This window comes from Brucella ciceri (assembly GCF_041930145.1).
Classification (GTDB): domain Bacteria; phylum Pseudomonadota; class Alphaproteobacteria; order Rhizobiales; family Rhizobiaceae; genus Brucella; species Brucella intermedia.
This window is the reverse complement of the sequence record NZ_JBHEEV010000007.1, coordinates 12,446-32,510: the sequence shown is the minus strand read 5'-3', so window position 1 is coordinate 32,510 and position 20,065 is coordinate 12,446. Positions and strand designations below refer to the sequence as shown.

Sequence of the window (20,065 nt, the reverse complement as noted above, 5' to 3'; positions counted from 1 at the left end):
CTGGAAATGCTCCGGTTATGGAAAGTGAAGGCGCGAAACCGGTGTTTCGCGCCTTTTTCATGGCAATGCGCCACAATCCTTGCCGGAAAGCCGTGTTTCTGCCGTATTTTGCCCCCAAGGGCTGAGGCAGCAAGAAAATATTAACCATACTTCTTGAGCCTGTCTTAACCTCAATATGATTATTGGATGGTTACGCAGGAACATCAAATCTTAAGGAGCTCCGGCCCATGCGCCGTATCCAGTCGATTGCACGTAGCCCGATCGCTATCGCCCTTTTCATGTCGCTCGCCGTTGCCGGCTGTGCGTCCAAGAAGAACCTTCCGAACAATGCCGGTGATCTGGGTCTCGGTGCAGGCGCCGCAACGCCAGGTTCCGCACAGGACTTCACGGTCAATGTCGGCGATCGCATCTTCTTCGATCTCGATTCTTCGCTGATCCGCGCCGATGCACAGCAGACGCTTTCCAAGCAGGCCCAGTGGCTGCAGCGTTACCCGCAGTACTCGATCACGATCGAAGGCCATGCCGACGAACGCGGTACGCGTGAGTACAACCTCGCTCTCGGCCAGCGTCGTGCAGCCGCCACCCGCGACTTCCTCGCTTCGCGCGGCGTGCCGACCAACCGTATGCGCACCATCTCCTACGGCAACGAACGTCCGGTCGCAGTCTGCGACGCCGACTCGTGCTGGTCGCAGAACCGCCGCGCCGTTACCGTTCTCAACGGTGCGGGCAGCTGATCTGCCAATATCAGATAGTATTACGGAAAAGCGGCTTTCGGGCCGCTTTTTTCGTTTCGGGCCGATTGTTTGGGCGTTTCGACAAACTTTGGCCGAAGTCACCCCTGTCATAGTGAGCGCCAGGAAGCCTTCGCTTTTCGCATTTTGCGGCGCAAAACCGCTTCGCACTTTTGCTGGAAATGCTCTAAAAGCGGAGCTGATCGTGCGGCAAACGCATTCAGCGTCTGTTCAGGCGCGGCACTCGATCATCCGGTTCGCGTGAATTGGATGGGTGAATTTGCAGGGGCAAAGGGAATGAGGAAACCAATGAGGAAAGTGACGCTGGCAATTGCCATGCTGCCGCTTTTGGCGAGTGCTCCGGCTCTGGCGGCATCTGTTTCTTCGCAAGGGGAAATTCAGCTCGCGCAGGCAGGTGCTCCCGGCGGGGATCAGTTTTCGCAGCAGGTCTGCAATCTGGCACATCAAAATGCCCAGTCCTATGCGCGCATCTTGCAGCTTCGCGACAAGATGCTGAAAATCCAGCGCGACAATGAAGCGCGTTTCCAGGCATTGGAAAAGGGGCGCGGGGGTTCACAGCATCGCGTCAGCATCGGGTCAACGGCCATTCTCGACGAAGCGATGCGGGACAATGGTGGCGGCAGCGGGCAGGGCGGCGGCTATCAGAGCCCCGGCTTGCAGCAGGAACTGGTGCGCAACCTGACCGGCAAGGTCGAGGATGTGGACGCCCAGATTTCGTTCACCGACAATCAGCTGCAAAAGACGCAGGAAGACAATGAATTCCGGTTTGAAGAACTGGAAAAGAAGAATGGCGTAACCTCGCCTGCTTCGAGCAGCGCGGCTCAGCCTGCGCCCGCTGCAGCATCGCCGGGCGCCGATCTCTGCGCGCAGGGCGTCGGCAACGCGGCCGCGATTGCCGATGCGTTGAGCGCGCGGGCGGAAGCCATGAACTTCCAGATCCTCGAAATGCAGGATCAGATGCAGAAGATGCAGGAAGCAAACGAAACCCGCTTCCAGTTTCTGGAAACCGGAAAACGCGCCGATACGGAAATTCAGCAGGCTGGCGGCGACACGTCGCTGGCCGCTGCCGGTTCGGATCAGGGCAGCAACGGAAACCTCGATGGCGGGGTTTCCGGAAGCGCCCCGCAGAATGGCGGATATGACGCTTCCACGCAGGCTGCGGCCAGCCAGTCGTCTGGCGCCGATTCCATGGCTATTGGTTCGAATGCGCCCGCACAGGGCGGACCGGCACGTGGCGAGCCGCCGCAAACGCTGGGCTCCATCCGCTTCGACGCCAGTGGCAATGTAATCGGCGAAACACTCGACGCCACGCCGCGCACGGTACAGCCGGGCGCGGCACCGGGAACCGCCGCAGGCGGAACGGCAGCAGGCGATGCGGTTGCATCGCTTCCGACCGACGATAATCCCGGTTCGCTCTATCAGGCATCCTATCAATATCTGATGTCGGGCGACTACAAGGCAGCTGAAACCGGCTTCCGCGAGCATGTGAAGCGCTATCCGGCTGATCCCAGCACGGCTGAAGCGCGCTTCTGGCTTGGAGAATCGCTTTACGGTCAGGGCCGTTATCCGGAAGCCGCCACGGTGTTCATCGATACGCAGCGCGATTATCCCGATTCGAAGCGCGCGCCGGAAAACATGTTCAAGCTCGGCATGACGCTGGAAAAAATGGATAATCGCGATGTTGCCTGCGCGACCTTCGCGCAGATACCGGAACGTTACCCCAAGGCGGCGCCTGCCATATTGAAGCGCGTTGCCGATGAGCGCACGCGCGCAAAGTGCTAGAGCGGTTCCCGTTAGAACACAGCCGTCGAACCGATCTGACTTTTTGTTTTATCGCATTATTTAACGCAAAACCGTTTCACGCTTTTGCTGGAAATGCTCTAATGGCGGAGTTAATTCGTGGGGCTTAGCCCAAGCAATATTTTCAAATTATTCGAGCCATTCGGATTTGAGCAGGCCAGGGCCGTGATTGCCGCCGTGTCAGGCGGCAGCGATTCTCTCGGCCTGCTTTTTCTCCTCCGGGATTACATGGCCATGCTCAAGGACCCGCCCCGGCTGATCGCCGTGACGGTGGACCATCAATTGCGCGCAGAATCCAGGGCCGAGGCCGAAAATGTCGGTCGGCTTTGCCGGCACTACGGGATCGAGCACCGTATTCTCACCTGGGATGAGGCGAAACCGACGAGCGGACTTGCTGCAGCTGCGCGCACGGCACGTTATCGCCTGTTGTCGCAGGCGGCGCAGGAGGCAGGCGCTGCCTTCATCGTCACCGGCCATACGCAGGACGACCAGATCGAAACCTTTCTGATGCGCAGGGAGCGCAGCGCCCATGCAGAAGCGCGGGGGCTTGCCGCCATGTCATCGCGCTCGTTACTGGGCGGCCTCGGGCGGGTGGGATCGGTAGAACTCGACCGCCCGCTGCTTTCCATTTCCCGGCAGGTCTTGCGTGAGGAGTTGCGGGGCAGGGGCATTGGCTGGATCGATGATCCCAGCAATGCCAATACGGACTATGAACGGCCACGGGTTCGTCTGGGCGTCGCGGCGAAGGCGGACAGACAGGCGGTGCTCGACCAGATTGCCGAGGCCGGAGCCGCGCGGGAGCGGGACAATGCCGTCCTGATTGCCGCACTCGCCGACCCGGCGAGCCTGCGCATCGATGCGGACGGGGCGTTGCTGGTCGATCCGCAGCTTTACGCCGCGCTTCCCGACAATGCCAGGCGATTGTTCGCCGGATTGCTGGCGGCGATTGCGGGCGGACGCCGTTTCCTGCCGGGCGACAGCGAGCGCTCACGCATCGAACGGGTTCTTTCGGGAGAGGATGACAATCATCGCCTGACTGTGTTCGGCGCGCTGATCGAGCGTGGCGCGGACGGCTCGCCGCATCGGTTTCTTCGCGAAAAGCGCAATCTCCCCAAGCTCCATCTGGAGCCGGGCAAGCCAAACGTCTGGGACGGACGCTTCCGTTTCTCGAATGAAGGCTCAATTGATTTCGAACTCGCTGCACCGGGACGGCAGGAACTCGCCGATTTCCTGAAGGCGCAGAACATCGAGATAGAATCCCGCAGACGTGAGGCCCTGCTGGTTTCGCCAGCCCTTTACAAGGATGGCAGGCTTTATGCCCTGCCTTTCCGGCGGGAAGGGGATTTTCCGAAAGACATTCGTGTCGAACGGCATTTTGCGATCTTCGATCACGTGTTGCCGGGGCATGATTTCGATCTTGCAATGGCTGTTGAAGCTCGCATCGGGCGCGTCTGCGCCGAATCGAAGCGGGATGAAAAATCAGTCCAGTGAACTGATTTCCCCGCGTAGACGCTTCGCACTTTGGTTGGAAATGCTCTTTTTATAAACCAGAGTGCGAAGAATCGAGGATGCGGGGTCAAACGCGCCTTGGCAAGGCCATCCTTCGATCCTATGTTAGACCGAAACATCGTTCCGTGCCCGCGGAATGGCCGTGGTATCGATTGGACCCGATATGAATCCGAACTATCGCAACTTCGCCCTCTGGGCGATCATTGCTCTTCTTTTGATCGCGCTGTTCAACCTGTTCCAAAGCCCAGGTCAGCGCTCCAATTCCCGTGAAGTTTCCTATTCGCAGTTTATTGACGACGTATCCAACGGTCGCGTGAAATCGGTGACGATCACCGGCCAGCGGATCACCGGTACTTTTGCTGACAATGGTTCGACCTTCCAGACCTATTCGCCGGGCGATACGGGTCTCGTTTCGCGCCTTGAAGACAAGGGTGTCGCGATCACCGCACGCCCGGAAACCGATGGCTCCAGCTCGCTGATCGGCATTCTCCTGTCGTGGCTGCCGATGATCCTGATTCTAGGCGTGTGGATTTTCTTCATGCGCCAGATGCAGGGCGGCTCGCGGGGCGCGATGGGCTTCGGCAAGTCCAAGGCCAAGCTTCTCACCGAAGCGCATGGCCGCGTCACCTTCCAGGACGTCGCTGGCGTGGACGAAGCCAAGCAGGATCTTGAGGAAATCGTCGAATTCCTGCGCGATCCGCAAAAATTCCAGCGTCTGGGCGGCAAGATTCCGCGTGGCGTTCTGCTCGTTGGCCCTCCCGGCACCGGTAAGACGCTTCTGGCGCGCTCGGTTGCGGGCGAAGCCAATGTGCCGTTCTTCACGATTTCCGGTTCGGACTTTGTTGAAATGTTCGTCGGCGTCGGTGCGAGCCGCGTCCGCGACATGTTCGAGCAGGCCAAGAAGAATGCGCCCTGCATCATCTTCATTGACGAAATCGACGCAGTCGGCCGTCACCGCGGCGCCGGTCTCGGCGGCGGCAATGACGAACGCGAACAGACGCTCAACCAGCTTCTGGTCGAGATGGACGGTTTTGAAGCCAACGAATCGATCATCCTGATCGCGGCGACCAACCGTCCCGACGTTCTCGATCCCGCGCTGCTGCGTCCGGGTCGTTTCGACCGTCAGGTCGTGGTGCCGAACCCAGATATCGTCGGCCGTGAACAGATTCTCAAAGTGCATGTGCGCAACGTGCCGCTTGCACCCAATGTCGATCTCAAGGTTGTCGCACGCGGCACACCGGGCTTCTCCGGTGCCGATCTCGCCAACCTCGTCAACGAAGCCGCCCTCATGGCCGCGCGCCGCAACAAGCGCCTCGTGACCATGCAGGAATTCGAGGACGCCAAGGACAAGATCATGATGGGTGCGGAACGCCGCTCCGCCATGACGCAGGAAGAAAAGGCCAATACGGCCTATCACGAGGCAGGCCATGCCATCGTTGCGCTCAACGTGCCGAAGGCGGACCCGGTTCACAAGGCAACCATCATTCCGCGCGGCCGTGCGCTCGGCATGGTGATGCAGCTTCCGGAAGGCGACCGTTACTCGGCCACCTATACCTGGATGGTGTCGCGCCTTGCCATCATGATGGGCGGTCGTGTGGCCGAAGAGCTGAAATTCGGCAAGGAAAACATCACCTCCGGTGCTTCCTCCGATATCCAGCAGGCCACCAAGCTCGCCCGTTCCATGGTTACGCAATGGGGCTATTCGGACAAGCTCGGCCGCGTGGCTTATGGCGACAATCAGGAAGAAGTCTTCCTCGGCCATTCGGTTTCCCGCACGCAGAACATTTCGGAAGAAACCGCGCAGATCATCGATGCCGAAGTGCGTCGCCTGATCGATGAGGCCTATGCCGAAGCGACCCGCATCCTGACCAAGAAGAAGAAGGACTGGATCGCGCTTGCCGAAGGACTGCTCGAATATGAAACGCTTTCCGGCGACGAGATCAAGGAACTGATCGCGGGCAACAAGCCGTCGCGCGATCAGGGCAGCGATACGCCGTCGCGCGGTTCAGGCGTTCCGAAGGCTGGCAGCCCGCGCAAGCGCAAGGGCAGTGAGCCTGGCAGCGAACCGGGTATGGAGCCGCAGCCGCAATAAGCTGCTCGAAAAGAAATACAGAAAGCCGGGCTAGTCCCGGCTTTCTGTTATCCGGTTTTATGGGGCTTGTCGCAAAGGCTCGTTAAGGATTTCGGCGCATCATACTGCACCAGCTTACGACTTTGGTCGGGGGAAGGACGAACTTGCAGCCAAAGACGAAATTGCATTTGTGAAGGTTTTCGCGTTAAGAACAGCGAAAATCTGCTGCCCGGCCAACCGGCAGCCATTGCTCGCCGATCATTTTGGGCGGCATATATTTGAAGACAGAGAGCAATTCATGGCTCAGCGCAAGGCGAAACAGATGGCACGCAAATATTTTGGAACCGATGGCATTCGCGGACAGGCCAACAGCTTTCCGATGACCCCGGAAGTCGCCATGAAAGTCGGCATGGCGGTTGGTCACATCTTCCGCCGCAAGGGTCAGGCTTCGCGCGTGGTGATCGGCAAGGATACGCGCCGTTCCGGCTATATGCTGGAAAACGCGCTGGTGGCCGGTTTCACCGCCGCAGGCATGGATGTTTTCCTGCTTGGCCCGATCCCGACGCCTGCCGTTGCGATGCTCTGCCGCTCGCTGCGCGCCGATATCGGCGTGATGATCTCGGCATCGCACAACCCGTTCTACGACAATGGCATCAAGCTTTTCGGCCCAGACGGATACAAGCTTTCCGACGAGATCGAATTGAAGATCGAGGCGATGATCGACGGCGATCTCTCTCCATATCTCGCCAGCCATGGCGATGTCGGTCGCGCCAAGCGCGTCGATGGTGACATCTATCGCTATATCGAATTTGCCAAGCGCACGCTGCCGCGCAATATCGACCTGAACGGTCTGCGCGTCGTGGTCGATTGCGCCAATGGCGCGGGTTACAAAGTTGCCCCGGCTGCGCTGTGGGAACTGGGCGCGGAAGTCATCACCATCAACAACGAGCCGAACGGCATCAACATCAACGAGGATTGCGGTTCGACGCATCCGATCGGCCTGATGAAAAAGGTTCATGAAGTGCGCGCCGATGTCGGCATTGCGCTCGATGGCGATGCGGACCGTGTGCTGCTGGTCGATGAAAACGGCACGGTCATTGACGGCGACCAGTTGATGGCCGTCATCGCCGAAAGCTGGGCGGCGAGCGACCGGCTTGAAGGCGGCGGCATCGTGGCGACCGTCATGTCCAATCTTGGCCTCGAGCGCTTCCTTGCCGACCGTCATCTGACGCTGGCCCGCACCAAGGTGGGCGACCGCTATGTGGTCGAGCATATGCGCGAGCACGGTTTCAATGTCGGCGGCGAGCAGTCCGGCCATATCGTCCTGTCCGATTTCGCGACGACGGGTGACGGCTTGATCTCGGCCTTGCAGATTCTTGCCGTCGCGCAGGAGCAGGGCAGGCCCATCAGTGAAGTCTGCCGCAAGTTCGATCCGGTGCCGCAGCTTCTCAAGAATGTTCGCACCGCTGGCGGCAAGCCGCTGGAGAACAAGCGCGTGAAAAGCGCAATCATTGAAGCCACCGAGCGCCTTGGCGGTCAGGGCCGTCTGGTTATCCGCCCGTCCGGCACCGAACCGCTCATCCGCGTCATGGCGGAAGGCGACGACCGCGGTCTGGTGGAAAAGGTCGTCAACGACATTATCGACGTGATCTCATCCGAGGGCAGTGCTGCCGCCTGATCACCCCATGAGCAATTTCAGCAAAGCGCGGGTTCTGTCCCGCGCTTTTTGTTTGGACGCGTGTCCCGAAGAGTGAGAACTGAAGCCGGAGCACGTCCGGTATATTAGTGATTCTTAATGAGCTTGGTAAAAAAACAAGGTTAAGTCGGATTTAACTTTTGCCGAATAGTCTTCCCCACAAACATCCGTACCGTCGCTTCCGGCGGCGTGATTCTCCGATGGGGCAGACATATGAAAAGTCTTACGAAAACTCTTTTTGCCGGTGTGGCGGCATCGGTTGCCCTCACGGCCATGGTATCTGTCGCGCTGGCGGCCGATATCATCGAACCTGTGCCGGAAGTCCCTGAAGTCGTTGTCGCTCCGCCTGCCGTTGGCGGCTGGTATCTGCGCGGCGACATCGGTTATTCCTGGAATAAATTCAAGGGTGCGGACTATACGGTTGTCGGAAGTGGTTGTGACCCATGCGGCAACGAAACTACTTTTATCGACAAAAAGGACATCAAAGGCGGAGACCTTAAGGGGTCATTCCTGATTGGTGGCGGTATCGGCTATCAGGTAACAGATTATTTCCGCACAGATTTCACGCTCGATTACATGACGCGCGCGAAATTTACGAGCGAGCGTGATGAAAGCCACCTGTCGGCACTGTCGCTCCTGGCAAATGCTTATGTCGATCTCGGCAATTTCAGTGGCGTTACGCCTTATGTCGGTGCAGGTATCGGCGGCACGCGTATTAAGTGGGCCGATCTTGTCGATACTACAAATGGCGGAGCATTGCCCGGTGATGCCAACTGGCGTTTTACCTATGCGCTCATGGCGGGTGCGTCGGTTGATCTGACGAATAACCTCAAGCTCGATGCCGGTTATCGCTATCGTCATGTCAATGGCGGCAAGATGTTCGATGGTAAGTACGGCGTCGGCGACGGATATGACAAGGGGATGGACATTCACGACGTGCGCGTCGGCCTGCGCTACATGTTCGGCGGTGCGGCTCCGGCCTATGCGCCGCAGCAGGTCTCGACCATCGTGGACGGCCCGGTTTACAAGTAAGCCGAAGATACAGCAAAGCAATCAGGGCCCGGTTATCCGGGCCCTTTTCGTTTAGTGCGCGTTTCAACAGATATTGGACAGACGCTTCGCGCCTTGCGGCAGATGCTTTAGAAACACGGTAAACAGATCCCTATATTCATGCGATCTTAACCATGTCCGTTCATACATGATGATACATTCATAAGCGGGGATTTCATCATGTCCATGCAATGGCGTGCCTTCTGTTCGCCGGCTGCGCTGCTGGCCGGATTATGCATCGTATCGCAGTCCTTTGCCGCCGATCTTGATATGATCAGCTATGAGCCGGGCGCTCCGGCGCAGCAGCCGGTCGAGGTTGGGTCCGGCTGGTATCTACGCGGCGATATCGGCTACAACATCTCCTCCAAGGTCAAGGTCCAGACGGAGACGGCTTTCTGGAGCGCGTCGCAAGGCTACGATCTGGACAAGAATGTCGTGCCGTCCGTTGGCGTCGGCTATCAGTTCACGGATAATCTGCGCGGCGACGTGACGTTCGGTTATTCCAAGCAGAGCTTCGATGATCTGGACGTCGATGTTCGCAGCTGGGACATGATGGCCAATGCCTATGTCGATCTCGGCAATTACTACGGTTTCACGCCTTATCTGGGCGCTGGTCTAGGCTTTGCCAATGTGCGGTATTCCATCGATACGGTCTATGGCGCATACAAGGCGGATGATGATTATCGGCTCGCCTGGGCGCTGATGGCTGGCGTGGGCATCGATGTGGCCTCCAATATCAAGCTCGATGTCGGCTATCGATATGGGGTTATCGAGGGAGCAGATATTGCAAGCGCGGCAGGCATCACGCTGAGCGACAAGGACATTCAGTCCCACCAGCTCCGCGCCGGTGTGCGCTTCACGACCTGGTAATACCAGGTCTCATCGAGACCTGGTCAGGCCCGTGCGGCCATTGAGCATTTTGCGTTAGCAATTTAACGCCCTGCTATAATTGCAGCGGGCCTTTGGGCCCGCCTTGCAGTTCATTGTTTCAGGTTTGGCGAATTTTTGGTTTTCATATACGGCTCAAATCCTTACAGGTGAACGAATGCGTCGAACGCATTTCCTGAAAAGGGGAGGGTTATGAAAGCAATCGCAGCATTTTCAGATTTCGTAGGCCGGACTTTCGCCGTCTGGGTCATTATTTTCGCTGTTCTCGGCTTCGTCCTGCCGTCGACATTCAGCGTATTTGCGCCGTGGATCGTGGTTCTGTTGGGCATCATCATGTTCGGCATGGGCCTGACGATTTCCGGCAAGGATTTTGCCGAGGTCGCCAGGCGGCCTTTTGACGTCGCCATCGGTGTGCTGGCGCAGTTCATCATCATGCCGCTTCTCGCCGTGCTTTTGACGCGCATCATCCCCATGTCGCCGGAAGTGGCTGCGGGCGTCATTCTGGTCGGCTGCTGTCCCGGCGGCACGGCCAGTAACGTCATGACCTATCTGTCAAAGGGCGACGTGGCGCTGAGCGTTGCTTGCACCAGCGTCACCACGCTGCTTGCGCCGCTCGTGACGCCATTTCTGGTCTGGTTCTTCGCCAGCCAGTATCTGCCGGTCGATGCGATGAGCATGTTCATCAGCATCGTGAAGGTCATCCTCGTGCCGCTGGCGCTCGGCTTCGTGTTGCAGAAACTGGTTCCCGGCCTGGTCAAGGCGGCCATCCCCATGCTGCCGCTGGTGTCGGTCATCGGCATCGTGCTTATCGTGGCCGCCGTGGTCGCGGTCAACAAGGCCGCCATCGCGCATTCAGGCCTGCTGATCTTCGCGGTCGTGTTCCTGCACAACGGCTTCGGTCTGCTGCTTGGTTATTTCGCGGCGCGTTTCCCGGGGCTGTCGCTTGCCAAGCGCAAGGCGATCAGCATCGAGGTCGGCATGCAGAACAGCGGGCTTGGCGCCGCGCTCGCCAATGCGCATTTCTCGCCGCTGGCGGCTGTGCCGAGCGCTGTCTTCAGTGTCTGGCACAATATCTCCGGCGCGCTGATTGCAAGCTACTATGCGCGCATGGAAGACGAGCCGACAGAGACGCAGACGGTTACGCGATAAGGAAATTCTACCCGCCCGGAGCAATTCGGGCGGGTTTGATGCAAATATTCCCCGAAAGCCGTATTGAGGAAAAACGCGCTTTCGGCTATCCCGGTAAGTGGGCCACGTCTCCCCAACGAGACGCGTGCTATCTGAGAGGATAGAAACAACATGACGACGATTGCGAAGCCGGCAGTTCGCCCGGCTAATCCTAATTTTTCATCCGGTCCCTGTGCAAAACGTCCCGGCTGGTCGCTGAATGCGCTGGTCGATGCGGCGCTTGGCCGTTCGCACCGCGCGAAAATCGGCAAGACCAAGCTCAAAGAGGCCATCGACCTTACCCGCGAAGTGCTGCAGGTGCCTGCCGATTACCGCATCGGCATCGTGCCGGCTTCCGACACCGGCGCTGTCGAAATGGCGCTGTGGTCCATGCTGGGTGCGCGCGGCGTCGATATGGTCGCCTGGGAAAGCTTTGGCGCAGGCTGGGTCACGGATGTGGTGAAGCAGCTCAAGCTCGAAGACGTTCGCACCTTCGAAGCGCCCTACGGTGAGATTGTCGACTTTTCCAAAGTGGATTTCGACCGCGATGTCGTTTTCACCTGGAACGGCACCACGTCGGGCGCGCGCGTCCCGAACGCCGATTTCATTCCGGCTGATCGCAAGGGCCTGACCTTCTGCGACGCGACCTCTGCCGCTTTCGCGCAGCGTCTCGATTTCCCCAAGCTCGATGTCGTTACCTTCTCTTGGCAGAAGGTGCTGGGCGGCGAGGGTGCACACGGCATCCTGATCCTCAGCCCACGTGCTGTCGAGCGTCTGGAAAGCTACAAACCTGCATGGCCGATGCCGAAGATTTTCCGCATGACCAAGGGCGGCAAGCTGATCGAAGGCATTTTCGTCGGCGAAACCATCAACACGCCGTCCATGCTTTGCGTGGAAGACTATCTCGATGCGCTGAAATGGGCGAAGTCGCTCGGCGGTCTCGATGCGCTGGTTGCGCGGGCCGACGCCAATTTCGCCGTCCTGAACGATTTCGTTGAGAGAACGCCGTGGATCGCCAATCTGGCCGTGAAGCCGGAAACCCGCTCCAACACCTCCGTCTGCCTGACGATTGTCGATCCCGAAGTAACCGCCTTGTCTGCCGACGAGCAAGCTGCTTTCGCCAAGGGCATCGTCACGGCGCTCGACAAGGAAGGCGTTGCCTATGACATCGGCGCTTATCGCGACGCACCTTCCGGCCTGCGCATCTGGGCCGGTGCGACGGTGGAAGCTTCCGATCTGGAAGCGCTGACGCATTGGCTGGATTGGGCTTTTGCAACGCAGAAGGCTGCACTTAAAGCTGCGGCTTAAGCAGATTCGTGCATGACACCGTGGTCCGCGTTGGGGCGGCCACGGTCCGCATTCCCACATTACAGCGCATTTCCTGAAGCAGAACAGTCTGCGTTATCACAGGAAATGCATGATTTGAAAATGTTTGAAGGAGGCCTTAATGGCACCTCGCGTTCTCGTATCCGATAAGCTTTCGCCCACTGCCGTCCAGATTTTCAAGGATCGCGGCGTGGAAGTCGACTATCTGCCTGATCTCGGCAAGGACAAGGAAAAGCTTCTCGAAGTCATCGGCGATTATGACGGTCTGGCGATCCGCTCGGCCACCAAGGTCACGGAAAAGCTGATTGCCGCCGCCAAAAAGCTCAAGGTCGTCGGTCGCGCCGGTATCGGCGTCGACAATGTCGATATTCCGGCGGCTTCGCGCCGCGGTATCATCGTCATGAACACGCCTTTCGGCAATTCGATCACCACTGCCGAACACGCCATCGCGCTGATGTTCGCTGTCGCCCGGCAATTGCCGGAGGCCGACACATCCACCCGCGCCGGCAAGTGGGAAAAGAACCGCTTCATGGGGGTCGAAATCACCGGCAAGACGCTCGGCGTCGTCGGCTGCGGCAATATCGGTTCGATCGTTGCGACCCGCGCCATCGGCCTGAAAATGCATGTGGTGGCTTTCGATCCGTTCCTGTCCGAAGCCCGTGCGCAGGAACTGGGCGTTGAAAAGGTCGAGCTGGACGAACTGCTCGCCCGCGCCGATTTCATCACGCTGCACACGCCGCTGACCGACAAGACCCGCAATATCATCAACGCGGAAAACCTCGCCAAGACCAAGCCGGGCGTGCGCATCGTCAATTGCGCGCGCGGCGGGCTGATCGTGGAAAAGGACTTGGTGGCAGCACTGAAATCCGGCCATGTCGCAGGCGCCGGTATCGACGTCTACGAAACGGAACCGGCGACGGAGAACGAGTTGTTCTCGCTGCCGAACGTGGTCTGCACGCCACATCTTGGCGCGTCGACGGCGGAAGCGCAGGAAAATGTCGCGCTTCAGGTGGCCGAACAGATGTCGGACTATCTCGTGAAGGGCGCCGTTTCCAACGCCATCAACATGCCGTCGATCACCGCGGAAGAAGCACCGCGCCTCAAGCCGTTCGTGAAGCTTGCCGATGTGCTTGGCGCCTTCGTCGGTCAGGTGACCGACGAGCCGATCCAGGAAGTGGAAGTGCTGTTCGACGGTTCCACCGCCACGATGAACACGCGCGCGCTTCTGAGCGCGGCCCTCGCAGGTCTCATCCGTCCGCAGGTTGCCGACGTCAACATGGTTTCCGCGCCGATCATGGTGAAGGAACGCGGCATCATCGTTTCGGAGGTCAAGCGCGACAAGTCGGGCATCTTCGACGGCTATATCAAGCTGACGGTGAAGACCACCCTGCGCGAGCGTTCGATCGCGGGCACCTGCTTTTCGGACGGCAAGCCGCGTTTCATCCAGATCAAGGGAATCAATCTCGACGCTGAGGTCGGTCCGCACATGCTTTACGTCACCAACAAGGACGTTCCGGGCATGATCGGCCTGCTTGGCACGATCTGCGGCAAGCACAATGTCAACATCGCAAACTTCTCGCTTGGACGCGACCATCCGGGTGGCGACGCGATTGCCATGCTCTATGTGGATGAACAGATTCCACAGGCGGCACTTGACGAACTGACGGCTCAAGAGGCAATCAAGGCGGCAACACCGCTTGAGTTCAACGTCGGAGAAGTTTGAGAAAATGGTTGAAGAGATGGTACAGCCGGAATGGCGGCGCATGCACGAGCATGATATTGCGAGCGTGACCGCCGTCGCCAATGTTGTCCATCTCGATTTCTTCGAAGATGAGGCGGTCTTCCGGGACCGCTTCAAACTCTATCCGGCAGGCTGCTTCGTGCTGGCCCGAGAGAACGAGATTCTGGGTTACGGCGTCAGCCACCCGTGGAAGCTCGATACGGTTCCGGCCCTCAACGCCGTTCTGGGCGCGCTGCCGGAAGACACCAATACCTATTACATCCACGATATTGCACTTCTGCCCGAAGCCCGCTCCGGCGGTGGCGCCACCCGCGTCGTCGAGCTGATGGCCTTGCAGGCCGAGCGTGATGGTTTCGTCACCATGTCGCTCGTCGCCGTCAACGGCTCGCAGGGCTTCTGGGAAAAGAAGGGCTTTGTCGTCCGCGATCTCCCGGCGCTCGAGGAAAAGCTGAAAAGCTATTCGGAGGATGCCCTTTATATGGTCCGCGCCGGATAGATCGTAGATATTCACGCTTTGGAGGTCTGCAAATGGCATTCTTTTGAGCTTCCGGTGCTCATGTACTAAAATGTACATTCCGCTCCGGTTCTCAAAGAATACCATTTTCGCCTCTCCATAGCGTGAATCTCAAACGATCTAAGCGCCCTTCGTTCCAGTTAGCGTTCAAAAATCGGGAATTTCTTGCACGAAAGAGTCGCGCAATCCCGTTTCAATCTGTATAGAGACGAGGGATCAGCACCCTGTAGCCTCAGCTGGCGATGACCGGGCCGCTTCGATCCTTGGATTTTCAAATAGAAGCCAAGGAGTTTCTTCAATGGCAAATGTGGTTGTCGTCGGGTCGCAATGGGGCGACGAGGGCAAGGGTAAGATCGTTGACTGGCTGTCCGAACGCGCCGATGTCATCGTGCGCTACCAGGGTGGTCATAATGCAGGTCATACGCTGGTCATCGACGGCGTCAGCTACAAGCTTTCGCTGCTGCCTTCCGGCCTTGTGCGTGGCAAGCTGAGCGTCATCGGCAACGGCGTCGTTGTCGATCCGCATCATTTCGTTTCCGAAGTCGAGAAATTGCGCGCGCAGGGCATCGACATCAATCCGGACGTACTGCGCATTGCCGAAAATGCCCCGCTCATCCTCTCCATCCACCGCGATCTCGATGCCATGCGCGAAGGCTCCAATTCGGGCCTCAAGATCGGCACGACCAAGCGCGGCATTGGCCCGGCCTATGAAGACAAGGTTGGCCGCCGCGCCATCCGCGTCATCGATCTGGCCGAGCCGGAAACGCTTGAGCCGAAGGTCGAGCGCCTGCTCGCCCACCACAATCTGCTGCGTCGCGGCATGGGCCTTGAGGAAATCGCGGTCGAAACCATTCTGACCGAGCTGACCTCGGTTGCCGACCAGATCCTGCCCTATATCGATCAGGTCTGGCGCGTTCTCGACGAACGCCGCAAGGCGGGCGACCGCATCCTGTTCGAAGGCGCGCAGGGCGCATTGCTCGACAACGACCACGGCACCTATCCTTTCGTGACGTCCTCCAACACGGTTGCCGGTCAGGCTGCCGCCGGTTCGGGCCTCGGCCCGACGGCCATCGGCTATGTGCTCGGCATCACCAAGGCCTATACGACCCGCGTTGGCGAAGGCCCGTTCCCGACCGAACTCAATGACGAGATCGGCGAATTCCTTGGCACCAAGGGCCATGAATTCGGCGTGGTGACAGGCCGCAAGCGCCGCTGTGGCTGGTTTGACGCCGTGATCGTGCGTCAGACGGTCCGCACCTCCGGCATTACCGGCATCGCGCTGACCAAGCTCGATGTTCTCGACGGCCTGGACGAAATCAAGATTTGCGTGGCCTATGAACTCGATGGCAAGCGCATCGACTATCTGCCGTCCTCCATGGGCGCGCAGGCTCGCGTCAAGCCGATCTATGAAACACTGCCGGGCTGGTCGGAAACGACCGCAGGTGCACGTTCATGGAACGATCTTCCGGCGCAGGCGGTCAAATATGTCCGTCACATCGAAGAACTGATCGGCGCGCCGGTGGCCATGCTTTCCACCAGCCCGGAACGCGAGGATACCATCCTCGTCACCGATCCGTTCCACGACTGATTGTTTGCAGTCAATGAGCGATATGTTCGGAGCGGCTTTTTCGGAAGCTGCTCCGATTTCGTTTCGGCCGTTGTACAAAGAACGCAATCGGCTGCATAAAGCTTCGCAACAGGGTGAATTTTGCCACTATTTCACCGCATCGTTTTGAAAGTCTTCGCTAAATCGTAGCCGGAGACTTTGCTTTCCCTTGATTATTGTGATTATTGGGACATTTATTGCATCCTGTGCTTATTGTTCATCTGGACGGGCGGAAACCGGGTAAGACGGAATGGCGGATTTTGTAGCGGTACTGAAAAAGACGATCGATGCGCAGGCGGACAAGTCTCCTGAATTGCGCCAGCGCGTTTATGCGAAAGCGCGTGCGACGATCGAGCAGAAGCTTGTCACGGCAAACGCCTCGCAGGCCGTGGCTGTCCGCCAGCGTAATATTCTCGAAGACGCCATTGCCGAGGTCGAAGCTTTTTATGCGCCGCCCGCCAACCCGCCGGAGCCGCCGGTCGAGGATGCGCTGGATGATTTTCTGCAGGAGGCGAATCGCGCTGCTGTGGATCGCGCGCCGTCCCATGAAGACGACGAGCCTGCATTTTCCGCCGCCCCGCAGGATGAGCGCCGCGACCGCGTTTCCGGCGAGGATGACGACGCACCGGCTTTCGTGGCCGAGCGCCACGACGACTGGAAGCTGGACCGCGCCAAGGAAAAGGCGCAGGCCCGCCGCAGCGAATATATCGAGCGCACGTCCAAGAAGGAGAAGCGCTCCTATAAGGGGCTGGTTGTCGCGTTGATCGCGGTTCTGGCTCTCGGAACCGCCGGCTACGTTGTCTGGAACAACAAGGACAAGATTCAGGAACTCGCGTCGAGCCTTGGCCGCAGCGACGCGCCTGCGACCGGTTCCGACAGCCAGACACAGCCTCAAGACACGACGCCGCCAGCCGACAGCAATGCGGCGACGACGGGCGGCGAACAGACGCCGGAACAGCCGCAACAGCCTGCGGGCGAGCAGAAGTTGACGCAGCGGCTGATGCCGGACGGCAGCGAAACCGATAGCGGGCCTGCCGGTGGCGCGAACGGAATCGGGGAGGGCACCTCCACCGCCGCTTCCACCCCTGCACCTGCCGAGACGAACTCGCCAGCGGGCGCGCAGCCCGGACAGAACCAGACCGTCGCCGTCGGCCAGCAGGCGCTTCTCTATGAAGAGCGCGGCGGTGCCGGGTCGGATTCGGTCGAGCGCGGCAATGTGGTCTGGTCGGTGATCGAGGAAAGTCCGGAAGACGGCCAGCCTGCGCAGCCCGCCGTGCGCGCAACCGTCACGATGCCGACCAGCAAGGTCGAGCTGAAGATGACCATTCGCAAGAATACGGACCAGTCGATTCCAGCAAGCCATCTGATCGAAATGGTCTTCACGGTCCCCGAGGGCTTCTCCGGCGGCGTGGTGGATAATGTACAGCGCGTCACCTTCAAGGACACGGAACAGGCGGCGGGCAATCCGCTGATCGCCGTGCCGTCGAAAATCGGCGATAATTTCTTCATCGTATGGCTGAACGACGCCCGCACCGCGCAGGATACCAATCTATCGCTGATGCGCCGCCTGCAATGGATAGATATTCCGATCTCCTACCGCAATGGCCGCCGCGCCCTCATCAGCCTTGAAAAAGGCGTGCCGGGCGAGAAGGCGTTCAACGACGTGCTGGGTGCGAATTAATCTTCCCGCAAAACGAAAAAAGCCGCTTCGAGCGGCCTTTTTGTTTGCTGACGAACAGGATTACTTCTTTTCGGCAAAGGCCTTGATTGCCTTGGCGACTTCGTTCTGCGCGGCTTCCGCGCTGTCGAAGCCTGCGAGTTCCACGACCTTGCGGCCTTCCGGCAGCTGCTTGTAGACGCGGAAGAAGGCTTCGAGACGCTGCTGTTCGATCTTGGGCAGATCGGTGATTTCCTTGATGTTGTCATAGGTCGGATCGATGTCCGTGGTCGGCACGGCAACGATCTTGTCGTCCTGGTCGCCGCCGTCGATCATCTTCAAAACGCCGATCGGACGAACCTTGATGATCGCGCCCGGAACAATCGGCTCACGCGTGTAGATCAGCGCGTCGAGCGGGTCACCGTCACCGGCAAGCGTGCTGGTGATCGAGCCGTAATTGGCCGGATAGACCACAGGCATGGACTGATAGCGGTCGACGACGATATGGCCGGTCTTGTCGTCGATTTCGTATTTGGTGAAGCTGCCCTGCGGGATTTCGATGGCCGTGAAGAACTCCTTCCCGTCCTGTTCCTTCTGTGGATAGTCGAGGAAGGAGACATATTCGGAAGCAGATGCGGCGGTGGCAGCGGTAAGCGCGATAGCTGCGGCGAGCAGGAGCTTTTTCATGGGATGACCTTGAAGCTGGGGTGAAACACGCCCTCGTCCCTAATGCCAATCCATTACAGTTGTTTGACGGTTTTATATCGGTTGGATGACGGTTTCGACGAGGAAGCGCCTGCGATACTTTGCCGGGCTGATGCCGATCTTCTGGCGGAAATGATGGCGGAGCGTGTGGGCGCTTCCAAAACCGACCGAAGCGGCGATATCATCGATGCTTGCCTCTCCTTGCGAGAGGAGTTCCTTTGCCGCTGCGACGCGCTCCATGGTGAGCCAGTCGCTGGGGGTGGCGCCGGTCGCTTCGGCAAAGCGCCGCAGGAAAGTGCGCGGGCTCATCCGGCATTCCGCCGCCATGCGCCCGATTGTCCATTCCGCCGCCAGACTGGCGCGCATCCTGTCCAAAACCGGGCTGATTGCCGTGCCCTCGCGCCTCGTCACTGGCCGTTCCAGGAACTGTGCCTGCCCGCCGGTGCGATGGGCGGGCATGATCAGCCGTCGGGCAACGGAATTCGCGGCGAGCGTCCCAAAATCCTGCCGCACGATTTCGATCAGGAGGTCCATTCCCGCCGCGCTTCCAGCCGAGGTAAATATGCGATCATGTTCGCGGTAGAGCGATGCATCATCGACATCGATTTCGGGGTGCCTTTTGCGCAGTGCATCGGCATGGCGCCAGTGCGTGGTGGCGGTGCCGCCGTCGAGCAGCCCCGTCGCGGCCAGCACGAACGCGCCCGAACAGATGGAGGCAAGGCGTGCCCCGCGCCGGTGCGCGCGGCGCAGCCTCTCGCTGACCGCTTCCGGCACCGGAATGTCCGCACCTTTCCAGCCCGGAACGATGATGATGTCGGCTTCATCGATCAGGTCGGAGCTGCCATCGGGCGTGATGAGCAAACCGCCATGCGCGCGCAACGGGCCCTCTTCGATCGGGCAACTGGCAAAGCGATACCAGCCCGGTCCCATTTCCGGCCGGGGCAGGCCAAAAATTTCGGCGACGATGCCGAATTCAAAAGTGCAAAGCCGGTCATAGAGCAGCGCCACGACGAGCGGGCCTTGCAGGTCTGGTGTGCGGTTTGTCATTATATTTACGTATATTGTCAATCTCGCCAATTGCAAGCGCATTGGCAAATAGGCGAAATCTTCCTGAAGAAAACAGGAGATCGTCGATGGACAGTGCAGCCAAGATCGGGAAAAGATCAGCCGTGACGGCCATTTCACCGGCACCGAGTGGGGTGGCCCGCGAACATTTCGCGGCAGAATTCACCTTCGAAACCGATTGTTCGGACGTGCACGACGCCTTGTCGAAAGGCGCCGATTTCGTGCTCCTCGACGTGCGTAGCCCAGCGCTTTTTGCGGAAGGTCACATACCGGGCGCGATCAATCTGCCGCACGGGAAGATCATCGCGTCAAAGATGGCGGAGTGGCCGCAGGATACGGTTTTCGTAACCTACTGCGCCGGGCCGCATTGCAATGGCGCAGCACGGGGCGCCTTGCGGCTCGCCAACCTCGACCGTCCCGTCAAGATCATGGCGGGCGGACTGACAGGCTGGATGGATGAGGGGTTTGAACTCACGAAAGGCGAGGGGGGCCGGTAAATAGTTCTGCCGCAAAATGGT

16 protein-coding genes are annotated in these 20,065 nt (G+C 59.2%); 14 read left to right on the top strand and 2 right to left on the bottom strand.

What is annotated here, in order from left to right:
• The first annotated feature begins 227 nt into the window (after window positions 1-227).
• From pal to JNC63_RS15105, 13 genes are all read left to right on the top strand, one after another.
• Window positions 228-734, top strand: a complete 507-nt coding sequence (gene pal, locus JNC63_RS15165; protein ID WP_006473326.1) for a peptidoglycan-associated lipoprotein Pal — start codon at window positions 228-230, stop codon at window positions 732-734.
• A 294-nt stretch (window positions 735-1,028) separates the two neighbouring features.
• Window positions 1,029-2,534: a tol-pal system protein YbgF gene (gene ybgF / locus JNC63_RS15160; protein ID WP_063620125.1), complete on the top strand. Its 1,506-nt coding sequence runs from the start codon at window positions 1,029-1,031 to the stop codon at window positions 2,532-2,534.
• A 117-nt stretch (window positions 2,535-2,651) separates the two neighbouring features.
• Window positions 2,652-4,043 (top strand): tRNA lysidine(34) synthetase TilS, encoded by a 1,392-nt coding sequence (tilS, locus tag JNC63_RS15155; RefSeq protein WP_063620124.1) that lies wholly within the window; start codon window positions 2,652-2,654, stop codon window positions 4,041-4,043.
• A 181-nt stretch (window positions 4,044-4,224) separates the two neighbouring features.
• Window positions 4,225-6,153 (top strand): ATP-dependent zinc metalloprotease FtsH, encoded by a 1,929-nt coding sequence (gene ftsH / locus JNC63_RS15150; protein WP_006473328.1) that lies wholly within the window; start codon window positions 4,225-4,227, stop codon window positions 6,151-6,153.
• Window positions 6,154-6,454: 301 nt separating this feature from the next.
• Complete coding sequence (glmM, locus tag JNC63_RS15145; RefSeq protein WP_006473329.1) at window positions 6,455-7,810, top strand: phosphoglucosamine mutase; 1,356 nt, start codon at window positions 6,455-6,457, stop codon at window positions 7,808-7,810.
• 231 nt (window positions 7,811-8,041) lie between these two features.
• The gene (locus JNC63_RS15140) at window positions 8,042-8,860 is read left to right on the top strand and encodes an outer membrane protein (protein ID WP_063620122.1); all 819 of its coding nucleotides are present in this window, start codon (window positions 8,042-8,044) and stop codon (window positions 8,858-8,860) included.
• A gap of 198 nt (window positions 8,861-9,058) precedes the next feature.
• Window positions 9,059-9,748, top strand: coding sequence for an outer membrane protein (locus JNC63_RS15135; RefSeq protein WP_006467704.1), 690 nt, complete (start codon window positions 9,059-9,061; stop codon window positions 9,746-9,748).
• A 210-nt stretch (window positions 9,749-9,958) separates the two neighbouring features.
• The gene (locus JNC63_RS15130; protein WP_063620121.1) at window positions 9,959-10,915 is read left to right on the top strand and encodes a bile acid:sodium symporter family protein; all 957 of its coding nucleotides are present in this window, start codon (window positions 9,959-9,961) and stop codon (window positions 10,913-10,915) included.
• Window positions 10,916-11,065: 150 nt separating this feature from the next.
• Window positions 11,066-12,241 (top strand): phosphoserine transaminase, encoded by a 1,176-nt coding sequence (locus tag JNC63_RS15125; protein ID WP_006467701.1) that lies wholly within the window; start codon window positions 11,066-11,068, stop codon window positions 12,239-12,241.
• Between the two features lie 139 nt (window positions 12,242-12,380).
• A complete protein-coding gene (gene serA / locus JNC63_RS15120) occupies window positions 12,381-13,982 on the top strand; it encodes a phosphoglycerate dehydrogenase (protein ID WP_021587986.1) in 1,602 nt (533 codons plus the stop codon).
• A gap of 4 nt (window positions 13,983-13,986) precedes the next feature.
• Window positions 13,987-14,496, top strand: a complete 510-nt coding sequence (locus JNC63_RS15115; protein ID WP_006473333.1) for a GNAT family N-acetyltransferase — start codon at window positions 13,987-13,989, stop codon at window positions 14,494-14,496.
• A gap of 316 nt (window positions 14,497-14,812) precedes the next feature.
• On the top strand, window positions 14,813-16,102 hold the full coding sequence (locus tag JNC63_RS15110; protein ID WP_006467698.1) for an adenylosuccinate synthase: 1,290 nt from the start codon (window positions 14,813-14,815) through the stop codon (window positions 16,100-16,102).
• A gap of 268 nt (window positions 16,103-16,370) precedes the next feature.
• The gene (locus JNC63_RS15105; RefSeq protein ID WP_063620120.1) at window positions 16,371-17,801 is read left to right on the top strand and encodes a hypothetical protein; all 1,431 of its coding nucleotides are present in this window, start codon (window positions 16,371-16,373) and stop codon (window positions 17,799-17,801) included.
• A 60-nt stretch (window positions 17,802-17,861) separates the two neighbouring features.
• On the opposite strand, the gene JNC63_RS15100 is transcribed toward JNC63_RS15105, so the two are convergent.
• Both JNC63_RS15100 and ftrA read right to left on the bottom strand, forming a co-directional pair.
• Window positions 17,862-18,464: an inorganic diphosphatase gene (locus JNC63_RS15100; RefSeq protein ID WP_006467695.1), complete on the bottom strand. Its 603-nt coding sequence runs from the start codon at window positions 18,462-18,464 to the stop codon at window positions 17,862-17,864.
• 72 nt (window positions 18,465-18,536) lie between these two features.
• Window positions 18,537-19,529, bottom strand: a complete 993-nt coding sequence (gene ftrA / locus JNC63_RS15095; RefSeq protein WP_063620118.1) for a transcriptional regulator FtrA — start codon at window positions 19,527-19,529, stop codon at window positions 18,537-18,539.
• Window positions 19,530-19,615: 86 nt separating this feature from the next.
• Between ftrA and JNC63_RS15090 the strand changes: the two genes are divergently transcribed.
• Window positions 19,616-20,044 carry a rhodanese-like domain-containing protein gene (locus JNC63_RS15090; protein ID WP_063620117.1) on the top strand — a complete coding sequence of 143 codons (429 nt, stop codon included), beginning with the start codon at window positions 19,616-19,618 and terminating at the stop codon, window positions 20,042-20,044.
• Window positions 20,045-20,065: the final 21 nt, after the last annotated feature.

Excerpts from the sequence above, each read along its gene's own strand:
- JNC63_RS15090 (WP_063620117.1), top strand. The coding sequence starts at position 19,616 with ATGGACAGTGCAGCCAAGATCGGGAAAAGATCAGCCGTGACGGCCATT.
- JNC63_RS15135 (WP_006467704.1), top strand. The coding sequence starts at position 9,059 with ATGTCCATGCAATGGCGTGCCTTCTGTTCGCCGGCTGCGCTGCTGGCC.
- ybgF (WP_063620125.1), top strand. The coding sequence starts at position 1,029 with ATGAGGAAACCAATGAGGAAAGTGACGCTGGCAATTGCCATGCTGCCG.
- JNC63_RS15110 (WP_006467698.1), top strand. The coding sequence starts at position 14,813 with ATGGCAAATGTGGTTGTCGTCGGGTCGCAATGGGGCGACGAGGGCAAG.
- ftrA (WP_063620118.1), bottom strand. The coding sequence starts at position 19,529 with ATGACAAACCGCACACCAGACCTGCAAGGCCCGCTCGTCGTGGCGCTG.
- JNC63_RS15100 (WP_006467695.1), bottom strand. The coding sequence starts at position 18,464 with ATGAAAAAGCTCCTGCTCGCCGCAGCTATCGCGCTTACCGCTGCCACC.
- ftsH (WP_006473328.1), top strand. The coding sequence starts at position 4,225 with ATGAATCCGAACTATCGCAACTTCGCCCTCTGGGCGATCATTGCTCTT.
- JNC63_RS15140 (WP_063620122.1), top strand. The coding sequence starts at position 8,042 with ATGAAAAGTCTTACGAAAACTCTTTTTGCCGGTGTGGCGGCATCGGTT.
- JNC63_RS15105 (WP_063620120.1), top strand. The coding sequence starts at position 16,371 with ATGGCGGATTTTGTAGCGGTACTGAAAAAGACGATCGATGCGCAGGCG.
- serA (WP_021587986.1), top strand. The coding sequence starts at position 12,381 with ATGGCACCTCGCGTTCTCGTATCCGATAAGCTTTCGCCCACTGCCGTC.
- JNC63_RS15125 (WP_006467701.1), top strand. The coding sequence starts at position 11,066 with ATGACGACGATTGCGAAGCCGGCAGTTCGCCCGGCTAATCCTAATTTT.
- pal (WP_006473326.1), top strand. The coding sequence starts at position 228 with ATGCGCCGTATCCAGTCGATTGCACGTAGCCCGATCGCTATCGCCCTT.
- JNC63_RS15115 (WP_006473333.1), top strand. The coding sequence starts at position 13,987 with ATGGTTGAAGAGATGGTACAGCCGGAATGGCGGCGCATGCACGAGCAT.
- JNC63_RS15130 (WP_063620121.1), top strand. The coding sequence starts at position 9,959 with ATGAAAGCAATCGCAGCATTTTCAGATTTCGTAGGCCGGACTTTCGCC.
- glmM (WP_006473329.1), top strand. The coding sequence starts at position 6,455 with ATGGCACGCAAATATTTTGGAACCGATGGCATTCGCGGACAGGCCAAC.